This is a genomic window from Bacteroides sp. 3_2_5 (assembly GCF_000159855.2).
GTDB classification, from domain to species: domain Bacteria; phylum Bacteroidota; class Bacteroidia; order Bacteroidales; family Bacteroidaceae; genus Bacteroides; species Bacteroides fragilis.
The window spans coordinates 60,785-83,782 of record NZ_JH636047.1 but is presented as its reverse complement, the minus strand read 5'-3'; the positions used below and the strand labels follow the sequence as shown (position 1 = coordinate 83,782).

General features: G+C 43.9%; 15 protein-coding genes and 1 tRNA gene. 14 read left to right on the top strand and 2 right to left on the bottom strand.

The annotated features are described in order from the left end of the window. Positions 1 to 80 precede the first annotated feature (80 nt). The gene (trpS, locus tag BSHG_RS00255) at positions 81 to 1,172 is read right to left on the bottom strand and encodes a tryptophan--tRNA ligase (RefSeq protein ID WP_005791788.1); all 1,092 of its coding nucleotides are present in this window, start codon (positions 1,170 to 1,172) and stop codon (positions 81 to 83) included. 323 nt (positions 1,173 to 1,495) lie between these two features. Here trpS and carB point away from each other — a divergent pair, with 323 nt between their 5' ends. From carB to BSHG_RS00310, 11 genes are all read left to right on the top strand, one after another. Next, entirely contained in the window at positions 1,496 to 4,717 is a 3,222-nt protein-coding gene (gene carB / locus BSHG_RS00260; protein ID WP_005799108.1) for a carbamoyl-phosphate synthase (glutamine-hydrolyzing) large subunit, read from the top strand. Between the two features lie 198 nt (positions 4,718 to 4,915). Continuing rightward, positions 4,916 to 5,344 carry a polymer-forming cytoskeletal protein gene (locus tag BSHG_RS00265; RefSeq protein WP_005791781.1) on the top strand — a complete coding sequence of 143 codons (429 nt, stop codon included), beginning with the start codon at positions 4,916 to 4,918 and terminating at the stop codon, positions 5,342 to 5,344. Between the two features lie 215 nt (positions 5,345 to 5,559). Continuing rightward, the gene (locus BSHG_RS00270) at positions 5,560 to 6,504 is read left to right on the top strand and encodes a Tsr15 family tyrosine-type DNA invertase (RefSeq protein WP_005799110.1); all 945 of its coding nucleotides are present in this window, start codon (positions 5,560 to 5,562) and stop codon (positions 6,502 to 6,504) included. 393 nt (positions 6,505 to 6,897) lie between these two features. Beyond that, on the top strand, positions 6,898 to 8,151 hold the full coding sequence (locus BSHG_RS00275; protein ID WP_008661739.1) for a FimB/Mfa2 family fimbrial subunit: 1,254 nt from the start codon (positions 6,898 to 6,900) through the stop codon (positions 8,149 to 8,151). A 109-nt stretch (positions 8,152 to 8,260) separates the two neighbouring features. Then, the gene (locus tag BSHG_RS00280) at positions 8,261 to 9,172 is read left to right on the top strand and encodes a FimB/Mfa2 family fimbrial subunit (protein ID WP_008661736.1); all 912 of its coding nucleotides are present in this window, start codon (positions 8,261 to 8,263) and stop codon (positions 9,170 to 9,172) included. Between the two features lie 29 nt (positions 9,173 to 9,201). Continuing rightward, positions 9,202 to 9,798: a DUF3575 domain-containing protein gene (locus BSHG_RS00285; protein WP_005799113.1), complete on the top strand. Its 597-nt coding sequence runs from the start codon at positions 9,202 to 9,204 to the stop codon at positions 9,796 to 9,798. A gap of 24 nt (positions 9,799 to 9,822) precedes the next feature. Beyond that, positions 9,823 to 11,673: an OmpA family protein gene (locus BSHG_RS00290; protein WP_005791774.1), complete on the top strand. Its 1,851-nt coding sequence runs from the start codon at positions 9,823 to 9,825 to the stop codon at positions 11,671 to 11,673. 23 nt (positions 11,674 to 11,696) lie between these two features. Next, positions 11,697 to 14,159: a Calx-beta domain-containing protein gene (locus BSHG_RS00295; RefSeq protein ID WP_008661733.1), complete on the top strand. Its 2,463-nt coding sequence runs from the start codon at positions 11,697 to 11,699 to the stop codon at positions 14,157 to 14,159. Continuing rightward, positions 14,098 to 16,749, top strand: coding sequence for a BACON domain-containing protein (locus BSHG_RS00300; RefSeq protein WP_008661732.1), 2,652 nt, complete (start codon positions 14,098 to 14,100; stop codon positions 16,747 to 16,749). The genes BSHG_RS00295 and BSHG_RS00300 overlap by 62 nt, the downstream gene beginning before the upstream one ends. A gap of 34 nt (positions 16,750 to 16,783) precedes the next feature. Further along, a complete protein-coding gene (locus BSHG_RS00305; RefSeq protein ID WP_008661730.1) occupies positions 16,784 to 18,442 on the top strand; it encodes a FimB/Mfa2 family fimbrial subunit in 1,659 nt (552 codons plus the stop codon). 14 nt (positions 18,443 to 18,456) lie between these two features. Beyond that, positions 18,457 to 18,840, top strand: coding sequence for a hypothetical protein (locus BSHG_RS00310; protein WP_005791766.1), 384 nt, complete (start codon positions 18,457 to 18,459; stop codon positions 18,838 to 18,840). A 198-nt stretch (positions 18,841 to 19,038) separates the two neighbouring features. Here the strand turns inward: BSHG_RS00310 and BSHG_RS00315 are convergent, their stop codons facing one another. After that, positions 19,039 to 21,258 carry a beta-N-acetylglucosaminidase gene (locus tag BSHG_RS00315; RefSeq protein WP_005799117.1) on the bottom strand — a complete coding sequence of 740 codons (2,220 nt, stop codon included), beginning with the start codon at positions 21,256 to 21,258 and terminating at the stop codon, positions 19,039 to 19,041. Positions 21,259 to 21,379: 121 nt separating this feature from the next. On the opposite strand from BSHG_RS00315, the gene yaaA reads away from it, so the two are divergent. The 3 genes from yaaA (at position 21,380) to BSHG_RS00330 (ending at position 22,975) form a co-directional block, all read left to right on the top strand. Continuing rightward, positions 21,380 to 22,153 (top strand): peroxide stress protein YaaA, encoded by a 774-nt coding sequence (gene yaaA / locus BSHG_RS00320; RefSeq protein WP_005804200.1) that lies wholly within the window; start codon positions 21,380 to 21,382, stop codon positions 22,151 to 22,153. Between the two features lie 6 nt (positions 22,154 to 22,159). After that, on the top strand, positions 22,160 to 22,711 hold the full coding sequence (locus BSHG_RS00325) for a sugar O-acetyltransferase (RefSeq protein WP_008661725.1): 552 nt from the start codon (positions 22,160 to 22,162) through the stop codon (positions 22,709 to 22,711). Between the two features lie 189 nt (positions 22,712 to 22,900). Further along, positions 22,901 to 22,975, top strand: a tRNA-Val gene (locus tag BSHG_RS00330). Positions 22,976 to 22,998: the final 23 nt, after the last annotated feature.

Here is a 22,998-nt window from a genome sequence, read left to right as displayed (position 1 = left end):
AAATCGCCCTGTTATCGATCCGGTAACAGGGCGTTCTTTTTTTATAGATAAGTATCTGGGCTTACTTATGTATCTAACTTCTATTTGTTGAATCGCTTCACTTGTTCGTTGATCAGTTCGGCATCATCGAAGTAGTTTATCTTCATGGCTTTGCGAACATCCGACAAGGTATCGGCAGCGGCAGCTCTTGCTACTTCACAGCCTTTTCTCAGCATTTCATAGATGGCGGGAATATCTTTTTCGAATTCTTTCCGACGGTTGCGGATAGGCTCCAACTCTTCTTGCATAATGGAGTTGAGGAAACGTTTTACCTTTACATCACCCAAACCGCCGCGCTGATAGTGGGCTTTCAACTCGTTCAGATTCGGATAGTCGGGCAGGTAACGTTCGAAGTGTTCGGGACGGCAGAATGCATCCAAGTATGTAAATACGGTGTTACCCTCGATTTTACCCGGATCTTGCACGCGCAGATGATCGGGGTCGGTGAACATGCTCATCACTTTCTTTTGGATTTCATCAGCTTCTTCGGCCAGATAAATGCAGTTGCCTAACGATTTACTCATCTTGGCTTTTCCATCGGTACCGGGCAGGCGCAGGCAGGCTGCATTATCCGGTAAAAGGATCTCCGGTTCTACCAGGGTTTCTCCATAGATATAATTGAAACGGCGGACAATCTCTCTGGCTTGCTCGATCATGGGCTCCTGGTCTTCACCAACCGGTACGGTTGTGGCACGGAAGGCAGTGATGTCGGCAGCCTGACTGATGGGGTAAGTGAAGAAACCTACCGGAATACTGGTTTCAAAGTTACGCATCTGGATTTCTGTTTTCACAGTGGGATTACGTTGCAGGCGCGATACGGTGACGAGATCCATATAATAGAAAGTCAGTTCGCACAGTTCCGGAATCTGGGACTGGATGAAGATGGTTGATTTTTCCGGGTCGAGTCCGCAAGCCAGATAATCGAGAGCTACTTCAATTACGTTCTGACGTACTTTTTCGGGGTTGTCGATATTATCGGTCAGTGCCTGTGCATCGGCAATGAAGATGAAAGTTTTGTCAAACGAGCCGGAGTTTTGCAGTTCGACTCTCCGTTTCAGCGAGCCTACGTAGTGTCCGATGTGGAGCTTTCCGGTAGGACGGTCGCCTGTTAATATGATTTTTTCTTTTCCCATTACTTTTGTTTTTAATCGAAGGGCAAAGATAGTCAGAATCGGCAGAAGTAACAAATAAAACGAATATTCTTACCAGATTCCTTTGTAATTATAGAAATAAGTCGTTACTTTGCACAAACTTTGAAACAACAATGAATCAACAGGAAATCAGAAGTAAGTATTATCTCCATTCGAGTGTATTTCACCCGGAATCGGTCTACTTCTTCTCTTTTCTCCAAAAACGATATTTAGTTCTTTGGTAATGCGTTAGTCCTTTATTGAGGGCAACGCATTTTTTTTATGCGGACACTTAGAAATAACAACTTATAATGACAATAAAAGAAATGGAAAAGGAAATGAAAAAAGTTCTTGTTTTGGGTTCAGGCGCACTCAAAATCGGACAAGCCGGAGAGTTTGATTATTCCGGTTCACAGGCATTGAAGGCCTTGAAAGAAGAAGGTATCAATTCGGTATTGGTTAACCCGAATATCGCAACCATTCAGACTTCCGAGGGAATTGCTGATAAGGTGTATTTCCTGCCCGTGACTACTTATTTCGTAGAAGAGATTATTAAGAAAGAACGCCCCGACGGTATTCTGCTCGCATTCGGCGGACAGACTGCCCTGAATTGTGGTGCGGAACTTTATACAAAGGGGATTCTGGATAAATATGGCGTGAAAGTATTAGGTACTTCGGTTGAGGCTATTATGTATACGGAAGACCGTGACTTGTTTGTGAAGAAACTCGATGAAATCGAGATGAAAACTCCGATCAGCCAGGCGGTGGAGAGCATGGAAGATGCTATCGCTGCTGCGCGACGCATTGGCTATCCGGTGATGGTTCGTTCGGCTTATGCATTGGGAGGACTCGGCAGCGGTATTTGTGCCAATGAAGAAGAGTTCCTGAAACTGGCCGAAAGTTCGTTTGCTTTCTCTAAACAGATTTTGGTAGAAGAGTCGCTGAAGGGCTGGAAAGAGATTGAGTTTGAGGTGATCCGCGATGCGAACGATCACTGCTTTACAGTGGCAAGCATGGAGAATTTTGATCCGCTGGGCATTCATACCGGTGAATCGATCGTAGTAGCTCCGACTTGTTCATTGGACGACAAAGAGTTGAAAATGTTGCAGGAACTGTCAACCAAATGTATCCGTCACCTGGGTATTGTCGGTGAGTGTAACATTCAGTATGCGTTCAATTCGGATACGGATGATTATCGTGTGATCGAGGTGAATGCACGTTTGAGCCGTTCGTCGGCATTGGCTTCGAAGGCTACCGGTTATCCGTTGGCATTTGTGGCTGCAAAAGTGGCATTGGGTTACACACTCGACCAGATCGGTGAGATGGGAACTCCGAATTCCGCTTATGTGGCTCCACAGCTTGATTATTATATTTGCAAGATTCCTCGTTGGGACCTGACCAAGTTTGCCGGTGTATCCCGTGAGATCGGATCGAGCATGAAGTCGGTAGGTGAGATTATGTCAATCGGACGTTCGTTTGAAGAGATTATCCAGAAAGGGCTTCGTATGATCGGACAAGGCATGCATGGGTTTGTCGGTAACGATGACGTACACTTTGAGGATCTGGATAAGGAACTTTCTCACCCGACAGATCTGCGTATCTTCGCATTGGCTCAGGCTATGGAGGAAGGTTATACCATAGAGCGTATTCACGAACTGACAAAGATCGATCCGTGGTTCTTGGGTAAACTTAAAAATATTGTTGACTATAAGGCTAAGCTGTCTGCCTATGATAAAGTAGAGGATATCCCGGCCGATGTGTTGCGTGAGGCTAAAGTTCTGGGCTTCTCCGACTTCCAGATTGCACGATTTGTGCTGAATCCGGTGGGAAATATGGAGAAAGAGAATCTGATGGTACGTGCACGCCGTAAAGAACTGGGTATTCTTCCGGCAGTGAAACGCATTAATACAATCGCTTCCGAACATCCTGAATTGACAAACTATCTGTATATGACTTATGCGGTTCAGGGCTATGATGTGAACTATTATAAGAATGAAAAATCAGTAGTTGTTCTGGGTTCAGGCGCTTATCGTATAGGTAGTTCGGTTGAGTTCGACTGGTGTTCGGTAAATGCTGTGCAGACTGCCCGTAAGCTGGGATATAAATCGATTATGATTAATTATAACCCCGAAACGGTGTCTACTGACTATGATATGTGTGACCGTCTGTACTTTGATGAACTTTCGTTCGAACGTGTACTCGATGTCATTGACCTGGAGCAACCTCGCGGTGTGATTGTATCTGTAGGTGGACAAATTCCGAATAACCTGGCTATGAAACTCTATCGTCAGTCTGTTCCGGTATTGGGTACTTCTCCTATTTCTATCGACCGCGCCGAGAATCGTAATAAGTTCTCTGCAATGCTCGATCAACTGGGGATAGACCAACCGGCATGGCAGGAGCTGACCAGTCTGGAAGATGTGAAGGGATTTGTGGAGAAAGTAGGTTATCCGGTGCTGGTTCGCCCGTCTTATGTGTTGTCGGGTGCTGCAATGAACGTTTGCTATGACGACGAAGAATTGGAGAACTTCTTGAAGATGGCTGCTGAGGTATCCAAAGAGTATCCGGTGGTTGTTTCTCAATTCCTTGAGAATACCAAGGAAATCGAGTTTGATGCAGTAGCTCAGAACGGAGAAGTAGTAGAATATGCCATCTCTGAACATATTGAATTTGCCGGTGTGCACTCCGGTGATGCTACTTTGGTATTCCCTGCACAGAAAATCTATTTTGCAACAGCACGCCGTATTAAGAAAATCAGTCGTCAGATTGCAAAAGAGCTCAATATTTCGGGTCCGTTTAATATTCAGTTCCTGGCTCGTAACAACGAAGTCAAAGTGATTGAATGTAACTTGCGTGCTTCACGTAGTTTCCCGTTTGTTTCGAAGGTGTTGAAACGCAACTTTATCGAAACAGCTACCCGCATTATGCTTGATGCCCCATACAGTCGTCCTGATAAGTCCGCATTTGACATTGATTGGATCGGAGTAAAAGCGTCTCAGTTCTCCTTCTCGCGTCTGCATAAGGCCGATCCGGTTCTGGGCGTAGATATGTCGTCTACCGGTGAAGTGGGTTGTATCGGTGATGATTTTTCGGAAGCATTGCTGAATGCGATGATCGCTACAGGCTTTAAGATTCCAGGAAAGGGAGTTATGTTCTCTTCAGGTGCAATGAAGTCGAAAGTCGATTTGTTGGAGGCAAGCCGCATGTTGTTCAACCAAGGGTATAAGATTTATGCAACAGCCGGTACTGCTGCTTTCCTGAATGCACATGGGGTAGATACTACTCCGGTTTACTGGCCGGATGAGAAACCGGGAGCTGAGAATAATGTGATGAAGATGATTGCCGATCATAAATTTGATTTGATCGTAAATATTCCGAAGAATCATTCGAAGCGTGAATTGACAAACGGTTACCGTATCCGTCGCGGTGCGATAGATCACAATATTCCGTTGATCACTAATGCTCGTCTGGCAAGTGCGTTTATCGAGGCATTCTGCGATCTGAAACTGGAAGATATTCAGATAAAGAGCTGGCAGGAATATAAATAATTCTATTTGCAACAATTAAATAATAGGAGAGAGGGGAGAAACCGATAAACGGTTTTTCCCCTTTTTATGGTTATATACGATCATTTTCCCGTCTTTTTTTCTGCCTGTCTTATAATTAACTTATATTTGTAATCTACTTAATATTTGGTATCAGAAGAATGTTCGTCCTTTTTTTATTTACATAATTCAGATTTTAATATGTTTGGAAAAAAGAAGAATGAAGATTATTCTGTAAAGACTGTGAAAGTCGGTGTTGATAAACTGACTACAATAGCATTGGGAACAATGGTGAAAGGAACAATCACGGTAGAAGGGGATTTACGTTTAGATGGAATAATAGAGGGAAATGTTTCCTGTAGAGGGAAAGTGGTGATTGGTCCTCAAGGAAGGATCAAAGGAAATGTGACGTGCACCGGTGCTGTGTTACACGGGATGTTACAGGGAGATATTCAGGTGGCAGAAGATTTGATAATGAAATCGGGATGTACAATGAATGGTGATGTTTATACATGTAAACTTGAAATAGAATCGAAAGCCAGGTTTAATGGTACTTGTAATACTACTGAGAAAGATACACTTGTGACAAGTCAGGTTGTGAAGCCTGAGACTGTGGATACTGAGAAATGATTGAAGCGGTGTCTTGAGAAGAGCCGGTTCGGTCTATTCCAATTGTGGTTAAAAGTTTTTCGAAGGCTGCAAAGTTATCTAAAAAAAAGAGATAATCATGCAGTTGGTTTGTTATGGCACTACGCTTTTTGCGATTTGTTGAAATATCAGTCCGATATATGAAATGATAAGCAAAAGCATGCGATAATTTAATTTGTAATCTAAACAGACTTAAAATGAAAAAAGAACTTTTGACTCGATTTATGGAGAAGCGAATAGTCGAACTGAAAAAAGAACAACGCAATGGTACTGCCCATGTATATCAGAGTACTTTGAATCGACTGAAAAATTTTATGAATGGACGTGAAATCACCTTTAGCCAACTGACTCCGGAATGGCTGGCTTTGTTTGAGCAGAAACTATTGGCTGACCAGCTTAAGTGGAATACCATTTCTACTTACATGCGTATGTTGAGATCTGTATATAATCAGGCTTTGGAACGGGGCGTGGCAACTTACGTGCCACGTCTTTTCAATAAAGTACATACCGGTATTGATTGCCCGGTGAAAAGAGCTGTTTCGCCGGAAGTTATATGCAGACTGATGACAGACCGAAAACCGTTGCCTGGAAAATTGGCTTTCAGCCGTGATCTGTTTGTGCTTTTGTTCCTGCTTCGAGGGATGCCGTTTGTGGATCTTGCTTTCTTGCGCAGGTGTGATTTGCAGGGAAATGTGATCACGTATCACCGGCGCAAGACCAGTCGTAAACTGACTGTGGTGGTGGGTAAGGAAGCCATGGAAATTATACAGAAATATATGTATGCAATTCCGGACTCACCTTATCTTTTCCCTATTATACAGAATCCCGGTAAAGATGAATATGGACAATATGCCCGAATGTTACGCCTTCAGAACTATCGGTTGACACAAGTGGCAAACATATTGGGAATCAGAGACCGACTCAGTACTTATACCGCCCGTCATACCTGGGCGACAACGGCCCTCCGGCAGAATTATAATTCAAGCTTGATTTGTGACGCTATGGGACATTCTTCGGTTAAAGTAACCGAAACCTATTTTCAACCCTACAGAGACGATGAGGTAAACCGGATGAATAGCTCTCTTATTACATATATTTTATCGAAGAAGAAAAGGGGGACAGATAAAAAAATAAGAAGCTAATAGCTTGATTGCTAATTGAAAAAATATCCGTTACTTCGTAGGTAACGGGAGATGATATCGGCGGCAAATTTAAATATATTTTTTGAATTACGCATAATAAAACAATTATTTTTGCAATAGATATTAAATAGCTGAACATTTTTAGCGGGTTGTCTTTCGGAAAAGGCAACAAAAGATATTTCCATTTTTCAGGTTGAAAGATGGGAAAGGATTTTATTGTCTTTTTTAAGACCGTAAAGATTCATTTTAGTAAAAACAACTCCTTTAAAGACACTTCTTTATCTCGGAATTTGTGTAATCCCGTTACCTACGAAGTAACGGGCAGGCCAAATGGATCAGAAACTAACATTCTGTCTGAATCAACTATTAAGTAGAAACTAAAGTGAATTGTTTATGAGAAAAAAATCTATGTTTTTATGGTCTTTGCTTGCTGCAATGACTATGAGTGCTTGTTCGGAGCACAATGAACTGCCTTCAGGAGAAGTTCCCGGAGGGAACTCGAAGGCTAACTTTATAGTCAAGTTGAACTTTGAAGGAACAAGTATGGAACAGGGCGGTAAGACGAGAGCCGCACAATCTACTGCAGTACCGGAAACTTCGTGGAGTAATATCCACCAGGTACAGATTTTGCTATATGACGCAAGCAATATCGTGCGGTTTTCCGATGTAGTTACTCCAACAACTGGAAATACAACCTTTACTTATACAGATGTACCTGTAGGAACTTATACAATGGTAGCCATAGCAAATGCGAAGAGTTCGACAGATGCTATCAATACCTATTTGGATGGAGGTACAACTCCTGTAGAGTGGAGCATGTGGAATGTACGTCAGAAGCAGGCGCAGAACATGGTGATGAAGTATAAACCGGGCACGTTTCCTACATTTTGTGCAGCTGACTTGTCTGCTAACGCAGCTTATGCCGAGCCAGCCGAAATTTTTATGGGAGCTGTTCAAGGGGTGACTGTTTCTTCGGATGGTCCTGTAACTCCTTCTCCAATTGCTTTGAAACGTGAAGTTTCTTTGATGCGTGTCCGTCTGAACGTAAAGGATAAAGAAGGAAATACGAATAATGAGAATACTGCGAATGGCGTTGACTTTGCACAGGATGCTTCTATTATGATTTATCGTTTACCGGATCATCTGAAAGTGATGGCAGGGAATGCCGGAGGAGTAAGTGCTACCTCGACTGCTACTAATATATTGTCTATTTCGGGTGGTGAGGTCTTTAAAACAACTGATCCTACATCCGGTTATAATGCAGGAGGTAAAGTTCTGAGTGGAAACTTCACGATGTGGAGAGATGTGGTTGTATTCCCCAATAATGGTGGACGTGCCAATGATTCTGCAACTACCGGTACGGCTGACAGACAGCGTCAGTATTTTATAGTGGTATCAGGACGTGGTAAAGCCGGACATATTTTGGGAGATGGTACTGCACTTCCCAATGATGCTACTGTTTATTGGTCCGGAGTGGTTAAAGAAAATTTTGTACCGAACGTGATTCGTGAAGTAAACCTGACTTTACGTACTGGCGGAAGCACGACTGTGCCTGTAACTCCTACGGAATATGGTGGTTTAGAAATCACTGTGAGTGCTCCTACACCTTGGGATAGCAATATTGTAAATTCAGATATTATAATGTAAAAACTTTCTTTTACTCCCCTCGGAATTATGGTCCGGGAGCAGAGAATAAGCAGAAATGCTTGCTGCTCCCGAGGACCTCGGGGGTGATTAATGAAATAAACTATAGAACATGAGAAAAAACAGACTTCTCATAGTATTATTTACTGGTGTAGCAGTCTTACTTTCGCTTGCGTCGTGTACATATGATTATTTTGAAGATGAAACGAATTATCAGGTTTTTGTACCCGAAGTTCTGAACAAGACTGTCAGTGATTGTCGAGTGCTGGTCTATAACGATGCCGGAACATTGGTCGGTGCACGTTATGCAACCTCTCCATGGGATAAAGATCCGCGCATGGAGGCGGGCTTGTTTAGTTTTAGGTTAACTCCCGGCGAATATAAAGTATACTGTTATACCAATACGGACAGTCTTACGTTTGTGGACGGGCAACATCTGGATGCTTCTGCTTTTATTCTGAAAAGCAGCTCTACCGGACCGAACAGATATGTACAGCCTTCGGATATATTATTCCAGAAGTTCGTACCCGCAATTGTACATCCGGGCATTTTACAGACCGATACCGCAGCACTGGAACGCTATACCGGACGTATAACGGTTCGGTTTAAGAAATTTCCCGGTAATGTATCGCATATAAAGAAGGTACAATTGCTTGCGGAAGGAGCGCCTGTGATGCAATACCTCAAAAATGATACTCTGACCGGCCGATTGACTCCTGAGGACAAAATGTTTCATTTCGGAACATTACCCGTACAGGAGAAAGCCGATGTATTAGAGGTAGATCATCGTTTTATTCCTTCTGTGGAGAATGAACCGATGAGGTTGAATTATACATTTCTCGATGAAAATGGAGCAGTTATCAACCATCTGCCCGTGGAAGTTACGGAAAGGGAGACAGGACTGCCGTTACGGTTATTGCATGGTAAACGTATAATTATTGAGATCGAATCTTATACCGTTATTAAGATATCGGTTGTAGGATGGAATGAAGATATCGAGAGTGGAGATACGGACATGGAATGATACATATATACATATAAAAGAGAATTAGAATGAAATCAGTTATACGACATATTTTGAGTGTCGCCGTTTTATTTTGCTTAATCAGCGGAGTACAGGCACAAAGTGTCAAAGTGAATATTCCTTTTTGGCTGACCGGTTCGCCTAACGTCGGCTTTGAGTATACATTGACGAGGCAACTCACGGTGAACGGTGAAGTGCTATGGATGCCGTATTTATTCAAGAAACATGAAGAAGTGTTTCGGGCACTCCAGAGCAGTGTTGAATTGCGCTATTATGTGAATCCTCGTAACTTTTATACTAACGACTCATGGGATGGATTTTATATTGGCCCCTATGCTATGTACGGTAATTTTAATATCGGTTTATTAAAGCATAACGATCCGTTGCAGAGCTATCGTCGTAAAGGTTGGGGAGTATCGGGAGGTATCTCGACCGGGTATAAATTTGCTTTCAACTCTCGTTGGGGGCTGGATCTGAATATTGGCCTGGGATATGCGCACCTCCAATACAATAAATATTATTTGGGTGGAGAATATGTGAATTTCCCTTTGGAACGTAAAAAGACGAAGAGGTGGATAGGTCCGACTAAGTTCGGTATAAATCTCACCTATAATATATTCCGATAATGTTACTGATAAAAAGTTGCTGAAATGAGAAAGAAGAAGATACAGATTCTCCTGTCGGCTGCCGCATTCCTTTTTCTGATGGGAGGGACTATGCCTTCCGTTGCGCAGGAGCGGAAGATAGGGCGGGTAGAACGGCGGGCAGACCGTAATTTTATCAGGCAGAAATTTGATAAAGCGATGGCTCAGTATGAAACGGCTATCAGGCGTGAAAAAGATGAGGCCGGTCAGGCTGCGCTTCATCTCAAAACAGCGCGTTTGTATTTCATGGTAAGGGAATATGGTCGCGCCTCGGAGCATTATGATAAAGCAATGAGCTTGCGTCCGGATTTGCTCGGGGTAGATGATGTCTGTGATTATGTGGATGCTCTGCGTTTTCAGGGACAAGCCCGCAAAGCAGAAGCCATTTGCCTGGATAATGCCTATAAAGACATATATAGCCGCTATCAGCGCTATCAGAATACATTGGAGGCACTTGCCATGCGCCATTCGGTTCAGGAAGATCCCGGGTTTTCGGCAAAACGCTTATTACTGAATACATCGAACGCTGAATTTTGGGTTGGTAATTATGGGGAACAACCGTTTTATGCCATTAGTTACAGTAAATTCAATGATCCGGGGAAATTATTCTTCCATCGTACTCACTATTATGCACTTGACGAACCCGGTGAAACCGGTGTTGAGACTCAGAAACCTCCAAGATATTATGGTTATTTCCGGAAAATACCTGCTGACTTACAGAATGGTCCGGTGACCTTTTCACCGGATATGAAGTCGATGGTAGCTACGGTTATCGAGTATGATAAAGAGAAGACAACCGTAGAGATGGCAAACCGGAAGCTACGTCCTTTCCGTACAAAGTTGTTTTACTCTGTGCTAAAGAACAAGAAGAAACGATTTACGAAGTATGTTCCGGCTTTTCCACAGGAAGAGATGTCTTCGTATGCCCACCCTTACCTGTTTAATGAAGGCAAATCATTGTTGTTCACCTCTGACATGCCCGGAGGATACGGTGGGTTCGACCTGTATGTTGTCCATTGGGATGAAGAGGCTCAGGCATGGGGGACTCCTGTTAATCTGGGACCGGATGTCAACACGGAAGGCGATGAGATCTTTCCTGTAATCTATAAAGGACGTCTTATCTTTTCGTCTAACGGATTGCCGGGATTCGGTGGTTATGATCTGTTCAGTGCTTATTATGATAAAGATGGAGTGATTCCGGGCAGTATCAGCCATTTTCCTTATCCGGTAAATTCCGTCTTCAACGATTATTATATGTGTCCGCTTGACTTGCGAACAGCCTATTTTGTATCCGATCGTGAAATGGCTTCAAGAGACGATATCTATTACCTCCGTACAGTAGAGGATCTGGGAACCCAGCAAGGGATGCCTTTTTACGGGATGAGTGAGGAAAATGCAATTTTAGGTGGCGCTTTGTTGTTGAACGGCACTACGGAAACTGTTTCTCCGGAGTCTGTCACACTGAAGCAGTATGCGCCGGAAGGATTGCTGATGACTCTCTATTTTGATTTCGATTCGGATGAGTTGACCGATGAATCTGTACGGAGACTCGAGCAATTTATCAATGAAATGGGTACTTACCAATTTTCCGAACTTAGGTTTGATGGTTTTGCCGATGAGATAGGTAGTGACAGTTATAACTATTCATTGTCAGAGCGAAGGGCGGAAAGTGTTGCGGAGTTTCTGCGCAATCATGGTTTAAACGTACGTTTCGGCATAGAGGCTCATGGAAGGATAAAGCTTTCTCCGGAAGAGGTGAAAGAGGAAATTGAGTATCATCGCTGGCCGGAGGGAGGTATCGATTGGATACAGGTGAACCGTAGGGCAAGGCGTGTCGAAATATATAATAAGAGGTAGAAATATAAAAAAGTAAACGATATATGAAGAAGACAAGAATTCATAGAGTGTGGATACTGTTCCTGCTGGGCATCATGGCCTGTCTGCAAGTGAGAGCCCAATATATGCCGGTGGTTTTCGATAAGAAGTATGGCGATAAGAATCAGATTCAGCTGGTTTGTCCCTTAGCCGGTGACGAAGTGGCCATGGTGGGTAAAGAGGGACAGAAGTATAACCTTACCTGGATAGGCAGAGAGGGAGAAGTGCTCTTTTCATTGCCGCTGGCCGGATTTACCGCTGTTAACGAGTTGACAGAGTTGGAGGATAACCGTATCCTGCTTGTCGGGCAATCTGCTGTGATGAATACAAAAGGCAGAAAAGACAATGTGACACTAAGCGGACGGGCGGTCATATTGGATCGTAGCGGTCATATTGTTACCAATATTTATGCAGGAGGACAAGGGAGTGAACTCATGAAGGGAGCCTTGCTGCGTAGCGGGTCATTGATACTTTCCGGTATGGAGCCGAAAGGAGGAAATAGCCGGCAAGGTATTCTTCTGAAAGTGGATAAATCGGGTAGAGTGATTTATCAGTACAAGAATGCCGGAAGTGGTTATTGTGATCAATTCGAGGTGCTGGGCAATACGACTGAATATATATGTGCGGCTTTCTCCGGAGACAAGGAGAAAGAACAGACAACAGTGGTCCGGTTAGATGATAAAGGGAAGCCTTATTATGTAACTGTTATTCCGGCTAAGCGGTTCATCGTGACAGGTATGAATGCCAATATCAATGACGGTTCGGTGATTGTTACCGGTAATTCATCGACTGATGGAGGCATCATTTATAAAATACGGCCGGAAGGTGATATTGTTTTTGCCAAAACACTGATACCCGCCAACCAGGGATCGGTGATGCTTAATCAGCTTCAGGTGGCTCGCAATGGTAATATATTGGTAGGTGGAAGTGGCAGTAAAGGATACTATGCCTTGTTGAGAAATGACGGAACAGCTTTATATTCCGGTACCTCGAATGGAGGTGTGAGGGGTGTGGGTATGAACCGGACTACGGGTGAATCGGTGGTAACAACTTATGATGTCAATGCACGCAGAGGAACGTTTGTCCGTATATTGCCGACGGGTAAAGCTGAGTTTGACCGCACTATTGATGGTAATTTTGATAAGGTTAAGGTAACTAATAACGGTGAAGTGTTACTGCTGTCTTCGGATGAAGGTCGGGTTTGTATGTATTCTGCTACGGGTGAAAAAGAGTTTGACCGTTATGTGACGGACAATAAACCTACTGTTTATCGTCAGGCATTGACTGCATCGTCCGGTGAGTTACTTTTTCTGGGCAGTGGTAGTCGCCTTGTCAAACTGGGACATGGACTCTATGTTTCGGATGTGAAAATAACCAAGCCGGTAAACGGAACGGCTACTGCGGTATTTACTGTCACGCTGACAGGATATGCCACTACAAAGGAAGGGGCTCCTGTTCCTGTAAGTGTAGGATATGCCACTCGTGAAGCATCTGCTACAACAGCTAATAATTTTACTCCGGTAAAGGGAAAACTGTCTTTCACCCCTTCACGCGGGACGGCGGATCGCTATCTGGTGAAACAGGATATCGAGGTTCCGGTAAAAGCGAATGATCTGATCGAAGGCGTGAAAGACTTTGAACTGCTATTGTCGGATGTTCAGCAGAGTTATCTGGTGAAGCCTGTAGGGAAAGCGGTTATCGAAGATCAGCAGGCAGTTGTGAAGTTGGTACGTACCGAGCGTGGAGAAGAGGGATCCAAAGATATTTTATATGAACTGGGATTATTTAAAACCGACGGAACTCCTTTGACCAATGCTACGGGGGCAAATATTATAGTAGATGGTATATATGGAGAAGGCACAGCCGATGCGCTCGATTTCGATATGGGATTGACTCCTAGAGTGATATTTGCCAATGGTTCGCAAAAATCATCCTTTAATGTCAGGACATTGGAGGACACCCGCTATGAACTTCCTAAAACCGTGGTAGTGAATTTTAATAAAGTACATAGCCTGAGTGGTTCTAATGTTGCTTTTGATGGTGAACTGTTGAGTTGCAGTGGAATTGTCGTCGATCAGCCGGCACGTCTGGCCATTGCTTCACTGGGTGACCACAGAGTGAATAATAATGTGGTGTCGGGCTTCTTCACTGTTTCGCTGTTGCGTGCTTCAGACGGAGCTTTATTGACCAATGCCACAGGTAGTGATATCATTGTTAACTGTGTGACATTGCCCGATGCTACGGCAAAAGAAGGAAAAGACTTTGTCTTTACCAACCTGCATGACCTACGTATCAGTGGAGACGGTAACCATAGCTCCGCCAATGTGAATGGAGTGGTATTGTTCAGTACGGATACTTTGGAAAAACAGGTAAAACTGAAAATCAAATCTGTAAACCAACCTACAGGTGCACAGCCGATCAGTGTATCGGATGCAGAACGTACGGCAGAGTTTACGATCCGGAAATAAAATGATTCTTGGGGAGAAGAATGCCTTGCATCTCGAGTGTAAGGTATTCTTGTCCGCTCAGAAGAAAATGGATGAAAAAAGAACTATGACAGGAAAAAGAATATATACAGGGTTGATGGGCTTGCTGCTTTTTCTGGCGTTTGCTTGTACGGATGACAGGGAATCGCCGGGGGGAACCAATGGTAATCCTTCATTGGTTTTCAGGATGACAAGAGCTTCAGCAGACATTATCAATAATACGCAAGTCTATCTGTTTGATGGAGATGGAGCTACTGCCGGACAATTCAGGCAGAAAGTGCCGGATGTGACTTACGCTGCAGACCGCCTCACTATGCCGGTTGCGGCGGGGACATGGGATATTACATTGGTCAGTGCTGACGGAGATGTAAACAGTGGATTGGTACAACCTGTCCGTGGACAGGCACGTTCGTCACTGAAAATGTGGGAAACACGTTCTGTCGGTGGGAGTTTGCCGTCTATGCCTGAGTTGCGTACGGCTTATATTACCGGACAGCAGGTTATTGCCGGTCAGGATAATGTCGCTTCCGAAACAGCATTGCTTTCACGGAACGTTGCATTGGTCAAAGTCGTGATAGCCGATGCCGGAGGACTGGATATTAATGGCACTCACACGATGAAATTGACTAATGTGCCTACGACTCTTAACTGGGAAGGAGGGTTATATCCCAATAAAAACAATCCTACTGTGAGTGCGGAGCCTATGACCGGTACTTTTACTATACATAATAATACTGCAATGGCCGGTCATCAGTACAGTGATACGCTTCGGTTTATTGTGCCGGCTCATAAAGGAACTGATTATCTGAATGCACTTCCGACCGACACAACTACCAGTCATCTTAAACTGAGTGTCGATCTGGCCAGTGAAGGAGGAACACGTTTTGAGAAGACGGATGTGGTAATCCCTCGGGTTCCACGAGTAAACGGAATTTTGTTGGTACGCATTTTCCTTGGTGGAAAGCTCGATGTCTCCACTGAGATATTGAACTGGCAGGATACACAGTTGGAAGCTGATTTGTCACAGACCCAACTTTATACGGATAAAGCTTCGGTGGGGATGGCATTTAAAGATACAATACATGTAAATACCAATGCTCGCGAATATACAGTGGAGAAGGCACCTGAGGCCACGTGGATTACTTCGGTGAAAAAGTTGGATGGGAATGCGGTGGAAATTACTGCCGACTTGGATAGCTATGTGGATAATCATCCGCGTACTTCGTATATTACCATTAAGGCCAATAATGTGACCAAGAAAATACCGGTAACACAAAGACCGGATAGAGGTACGATTAAAGTTAGTGAACATAAACTACAATTTAGTCCTCCTCATCCGACAGCTTCACTTGATGTTCGGTCTGTTGGGGGAAATTGGAAATTACTGTCTCAAAGTTCTAAAGCGACCGCTGCTACTACCCAAGGAACAGCAGGAAGTACATCTGTAACTTTTACAAGAACCTCTACCAGTGATGACTCATTGTATGATGAATATTATGGAGAAGGGCAGGCTGTTTTTAAAAATATGATGACTCTTGATACGGATACTGTCCATTTAAGTAATTTATTTATTGGTATTATTGATGATTTAATTGAGGTTACACAGCCAACTGTGCATCCGGATACTACATGTACTGTGAACAATGTGAAAGTATATGGTGGAGATACCCGTGATTTGACTATTATCAATAAGCCAAGTTGGATACATCCTGCTCCAGAGACGGATTATAATCCTGCAACCGGTATTTTTACTTTTGTCTGTGATCGTGAACCCAATGAGGAAGAACGTTATGGAGAAATAACCCTTGGACATATTGATGATCCTGATTATACAGTTAAAGTGTCGGTGCTTCAAGCTATAATTGTTCGTATCCCAGAGTTTAATTATTTTGTCGTGCAGTTTGTGTGGAGTGCGAATGACGTAGATGTGAAAGTTGGCTTCACAGGAAATCCTACATCTGTTGTGGTAAATGGTATTACTTACAATACAAGTTCGGTAGATGCATTCCAGAATCAGTGGGTTGGCTGGAGCCAAGGTGGTGTGGTTAACTATGATAATAAGGAGTTATTGAAATGGGGTGGTGATGCTACTTCAGGACAAGGAGAAACTGCGTTCTTTAATGCTCCGGTAATTAACTCTGCACCTTATCCCGGTCAACATGGTATAGATCCGAATGCTCCAGGATTATTGCCACGTACAGTAACCTTGCAGGTGAATGCCGGATGGTATAGAGGAGGCGGTATTCCAATGACTTGTAATATCTATGCTTATTTGGGTGGTACGATGAGTCATGTCGGTACGAATTTTGTCAATCAAGGTGGAACACTGGTTTACACTTCTACAAATAAGTTTAATGTGCAGGCTTCCGGTAGTAAGCAATATGACCATATTTGTGATATTGTATATGACCGTAAGAAACACACTGCAAAAATAAATTGGAAAGGAACTTTGTGGACAGGTACTCGTTCGATGCGGGTTCCTATGAGAAGTGTAGAAGAAACTCAGAAACCTTATTGGACTCCTACTATAGTTGATACTTATTCTAACAGCTATCGAGGACAAGGGAAATAGCTTTAATGCGTATAATGAAAATGAAGAGTATAATATGAAAATACAATATATAATAGGTATACTGATTGCTTTTCTGTTTGCCTCGTGCAGTCATGAGGAGGAGGAACAGAAACCCGCTTATGGAAAGATAGATGTTGCTGTTTCGGTAACCCTACCGCAACCGGAGTCAGTAAATACTCTTACTCGTGCCGGTGGTCCATATACGGATACCGATATTAAGAACGCAGACTTGTTGATATTCGACAAAGACGCAAAGTTTATGGAACGCGTCAAAGTAGAGAGTGACAGGTTGGTGGTCACCGGAACGGGGATTAATTTCACAGTCCGTTTGGATGCCACTTCAGAACGGCGTATCATTCATCTGGTTGCAAACGGTCGGAGTGCTGATGGCACTTCGGATCGCTTGAACTTTGGTGATATAACTCCCGGTATGACAGAAAATGCGGCTATCTCTTCCTTGCAGACAGCCTCGCTCGAACATGTGGATGAAGGAGAGAGCACATTGTTAAACCATGTAATGCCTTTGGTCATGTGGGGACGTTTTGCATTGAACGGAATCAATATCGTAACGAAAGCAGAGGGTGTGAAACTGTTGCGTTCCACAGCATGTATACAAGTGAAGAAGGGTAATGGAGGTGGGAATACCGGACTGGGTGATTTTGTCATTGAGGGAATTACTGTACATCAGGGAGCCTGTCATGGCTTCCTAGCTCCGACCGATTGCACAGGAGAAGTAAATACTCCCGTTGTCGCAAATCCGGTTACCGGTGGAATCTATCTGGATTATCGTAAGGGTTGGGGTAATGGTGCGGAGCCATCTTTATACATTTATGAGCGCAATTGTTCGGCTTCCGACTATATGGGAGTAGTGATTGCAGCCCGGTATAAGGGGAAAAAGGGCTACTATAAAGTAGTGATGAACGGTAATGACGGAAGTCCTTTGAACATTGTACGCAACCACCGCTATATTGTTACAGTGGTGGGAGTCAATGGTCCGGGATATGAAAGTCCAGATATTGCTGTGGCTTCTGCACCTTCGAATGCTTTGAAAGTGGAGTTGACGGATGAAGACACGGATCTGCCCTGTATTGTGGCCGACGGTCAATACCGTATGGCATCGTCTAATAATGTATTCAGCCTATATGGAAAAACAGATGTGACTACATCGGCAACTGGTGTGGATATTTGTACCGTATATTCCAGTCGTGGTATTCAGCCGGTTCTGACCCTTCCTGACGATTGTAATTGGTTGACAAATCTGTCTGCCCAGGCTTTGGGAAGTAACAAATATAAAATTACGGGGGATTTTACCTCAGCGGCCAATGATGCCGTAGCTACAACCTTGACTATGACGTGTGATAATCTGTCTCAGCCGGTTCGTGTCAGTTGGAATCCCATCATATCGGATCAGAAAGATACCGATTCGTTTGTCCTCGATTTGGTCGGTTCAACCGATCGTAACTGGACGGTACGGGTGTTGAATCCGACATCTCCCGGCTGGCTCTTTCTACACCCATCCGCCGCATCTCCCGGAGCTCTTCCGGGAGACGGCATGGTGTCGGAACTCAGTAGCAAATACAGTTCGCATGCTTATTTGCATGTAGCTTTCGGAGCGAGCAGGAGAGGGACTGTACAGATGACTTCCGCCTCCGGCGGGGAAACTGTAGCCCGTAAGATAGTAGTTATTCAATAGAACGTTGCGGTAGTATGACCCTGGAAGAGATATTGCAAATAGAAGCACAGAATGTTGATTGTATTTTTCTGTATCAGGAAGAAGGAGCATGGTATGCTTATGAACATTCTGCTTTTTATTGTTATTCTCTTCTGGGCATACTTGATATCGACTGGTTGCCTTGCCCCGATGGAGTTTCTTCCGGGCAGAAAACAATCAGGGTACGTGTTTCCGAACCGGATAAGTTTTTGTGTACTCCTTTGTTACGTCTGATGCGGAAGCGTAAAACAGAATATGTTGTTTTGTGTAAGATTTCGTGTGGAGGTTTTTATTATTGGCGGGAACAGCAACAAATGAAATTTCGTGTATTACAGGAAAGAGAAAGCTCTTGTACGAAGATAAATGAACATGCTGAATGATTAATCTTATCCTCTGCAGCCTGGAAAGGCGGCTTTTTCACGAGCATATTCTTTATATGCTATCTTTAGTGATATTCATCGGTATAGCCTGTGAAGGCTGTTGATGAATTATTGTTTGTTTTGTTTGTGTGCGCCCCTTCCGTATTTTAGCGAAAATATCGGAAGGGGCTTTTGCACAGATAAGTTTTTAATGAATTTCTATTTGTCCAGAGTAATCATGAAGCGGCGCAGGTAAACTTCTTGTTCCGCATTGCCGACATTACTGAAACGTACAGCTTTCACAGGTGTTTGTTTCAAGTTCAAGGTGATGCGGTTCTTTTCCTGTTTGAAATCGACCTTCTGCCATTCTTTGCCATCAGCCGAAATTTCAAGTTGTCCCCAGGCAGCCACGTCCGGTTTACCGAAATCTATATCCAGATTTTCTCCCGGATAAGCTTGATCCAGTTCGATGGTCAGCGTGCATCCGGCTCCCCATTTAATTACTTCGTTGGCAGGTGATACCAATACACGGTTGGTTTTGATCTGTAACGGCTGATTACGTAATTGCTCTACGTCACTTACCAGTTTGTGCGGCATATAGTCTGTTGCGGCATCCAATTGCGTACCGTGCTCCTTATTATAGCGTTCGGTGACCGTGGTAAATGTTTGATCTATCAGTGGCTTGATCACTTTAGTTGCTGTTTTTACACCCGGTTGGTAAGGATTCTGGTTATAGGTTTGATCTACCTGGAACATTTGCTGTTGCAGTGCTTTCACATGACGGTATTTCCGGATAAAGAGTGAGTTGTCCCCTTCTTTATAAGCTTTGGCCATAGCCAGAACTTCTTGCCCGGTTTCGCCCAATAATTTAAACTGACGGAGCCAAGGCATCATTTCAACAATGAGGGGACGATTCCCTGTGTTGGTCATCAAAATGTCACCGGACTCTACCATCTTTCCGAAAGTTGCTTCCAAAGCGTTGAAGTCAGCTTCGGTATATGAACCGTTTTTCAGGTAGCTATCGAGAAAACGTTGTGATAACGGCTGCAATTCGACAGATTCGTCCCGGCGGTATTTATGTCCGTTCGGTCCCAAGTCGGAGTTATGTGCTGCAAAAAATTCCAATTCGTCTGCGGCACTTGGCAGAATGGTACGGATAGCATCTTTCCATGTCTGTTCACTGTTGTATTTTTCAGGATTCCATGCATAGCCGGCTACACTGTAAATTGCAATTTTGGATGCTTCGGCATGTTCCATGGGATTGGTGACAAAGCCTGACATCTGATCGGCAATCTGCGTGTCGTTGCCATAGACCGGTCCGAGTAAAAGATGGTCGCGTACGTAATCTGATACCGGAAAGTTCCACCAAATATACGCCGGACGTTTGATGCGTGCGTTGATCCAAGCTATGCCGTCTTTGGTTATATCAGAAATGACACGGTCACCCGTCCACATTATTTGGATAGAAGGGTTCAGCTTTTCTCCCAAGGTAGTCAGATAATTTCCCTTGGGATTCGACCAGCTTTTATTGTATTCTGTAGGACACATGACCAAAGGAGTGACATCCGGTTTTACCTTTACAAATTTCTCGTCGATATAGTTCAACAGTTCGGCTTGCTTGTTCGGATTGGTGCCTTCGCCCGAGATATCGTCAAAGAATACAGCGAACGAACGGACTCCCAGATCGTACATTTTTTCGAATTTTGCCAGTAGCAGATCGCGGTCTTCCTGGTTCCATTTGATGTCTTGTCCCGGATGAATAGCCCATACAAAGTCCACTTCGTTCTCATTGGCTACTTTTACCAACTCCTGTAATTGGAGGGCCTCTTTTTCGGGATATGGCAGGCGCCAGTTGGGAGAACTGTGGTATGGATCATCTTTAGGGCCATAGATATAGGTATTCATTTTATTCTCTCCGTAGAACTTCAACTGACGGAGACGGGCTTCGTGGCTCCAGGGGGTTCCGTAAAATCCTTCGACTACACCGCGGAAACGGACTGAAGGGTAGTCTTTGATTTCTACTACAGGAAGTTGATTGTCATTCAGTAACTGTGCTAACGTCTGCAAGGCATAGAAAGTTCCCCTTTCGTCCTGGCCGGCTAAGACAATCTCTTTATCATTGATGGCCAAATAATAGCCTTCTTTGTGATTAGGAATCTGTCGGGCGAATTTGCGGATAGCTTTGTCCCCTTTTTCACCGATATAGATGCGAAACCCGTTCTTATCCGAATGCTTTCCGGCAAGCAGGGTTTTCAGGGCACTGACGGCATGTGTGTTTGCCTCTGTATCTCCAACAATCAGATAGGTGTCCGGTAAGCTCAGGTTTCGGGCTTGTGAAAGGACCTGCTGTGGTTGTGGTTGAATACTTGTGATTTGGGCCGAAGCACTGACGCCCAAAAGGAGCCAGGCTCCCAGTAAGTAGAGTCGTTTAATCTTCATTTTAGGTAAAATGTTAGTTTTTCAGGTTTTAGTGACTGCACAAAAATAAGAAAAAAAGTGCATACTGCCGTTTTTCTATTAATTTTGTTCCTTTGAAACATTGAAATAAGGAAAAATGCCTATGCTGATACTTTTATCTTGTGCCAAAACTATGAGTGACGTTTCGAAGACAAAAACGCCTCTCACTACATTTCCCGGCTTCCGGAAGGAGGCAGCGGAGGTTGCTCTGCAGATGTCACAATTTTCAGTCGAGGAGTTGGAACGGCTGTTAAAGGTGAATCCTAAGATTGCTGTTGAAAATTATAGACGCTATCAGGCTTTTCACTCGGAGGGTACACGGGAATTGCCTGCATTGTTGGCTTATACAGGGATTGTTTTTAAAAGAGTTCACCCCCAGGACTTTTCAGAAGAAGACTTTTGCTATGCCCAGGATCATCTGAGATTGACCTCATTCTGCTATGGGTTGTTGCGTCCTCTCGATATGATTAGGCCTTACCGGCTTGAGGGAGATGTACGGTTGCCTGAACCCGGCAACAGAACGATGTTTGATTATTGGAAGCCAATCCTTACAGACCGGTTTATTGCAGATATCAAGAAAGCCGGTGGGGTGCTTTGTAATCTGGCAAGTGACGAAATGCGGGGACTTTTCGATTGGAAGCGGGTTGAGAAGGAGGTTCGTGTGATAACTCCCGAGTTTCACGTCTGGAAAAACGGAAAATTGGCTACGGTAGTGGTTTATACTAAAATGTCGCGGGGCGAGATGACTCGTTATATTCTGAAGAACCGGATAGAATCTGTTGAACAATTGAAGACATTCGCTTGGGAAGGGTTTGAATTTAACGAACAGCTTTCGGACGAGACAAAATATGTATTTACAAACGGAAAAACAGAATGAATCGAGATGACAGAAATAGAAAAAATGCGTAGCGGTGAATTGGCGGATATGTCGGCACCTGAATTACAGGTGAGATTTGAACATGCCAAGAAGTTATTGGCACGAATGCGGTGCTTGAGTACGTATGACGAAACTTATCGGGGACTACTTGAAGAATTGATACCTGATCTTCCGGCTACTTCCGTTATTTGCCCGCCTTTTTATTGTGATCATGGCGATGGCATCCGTTTGGGTGAGCATGTATTTGTGAATGCCAATTGTACGTTCCTTGACGGAGCATTCATCACCATCGGAAGTCATACATTGATAGGTCCGTGTGTGCAAATCTATACTCCACATCATCCAATGGACTATCTGGAACGCCGTAACCCCAAAGAGTACGCTTATCCGGTAACTATTGGCGAAGACTGTTGGATTGGTGGCGGGGCTGTCATTTGTCCCGGCGTGACGATAGGTGACCGTTGTGTGATCGGAGCCGGCAGTGTGGTGACAAAGGATATACCGGACGATTGTGTGGCGGTAGGTAATCCTGCACGTGTTATTAGGTGTCGGATGTAATCCTGTAAGTCAAGCCTCCATTGTATTTCCGGACATACGTTCGGGGAGACTCTGTATGCTTGTTTTTTATAATTGAAAATCAGTTTGTTATTATACCAGTTGAAAACTTTTTGAAAAAAAATATCGCAAATAATTTGTAGGTCTCAAGAAAAGCCATACCTTTGCATCGCTTTTGAAAAGAAAGTGTAAGGGCGTTTAGCTCAGCTGGTTCAGAGCATCTGCCTTACAAGCAGAGGGTCGGCGGTTCGAATCCGTCAACGCCCACAACCGAACACTTTCAATGAAGA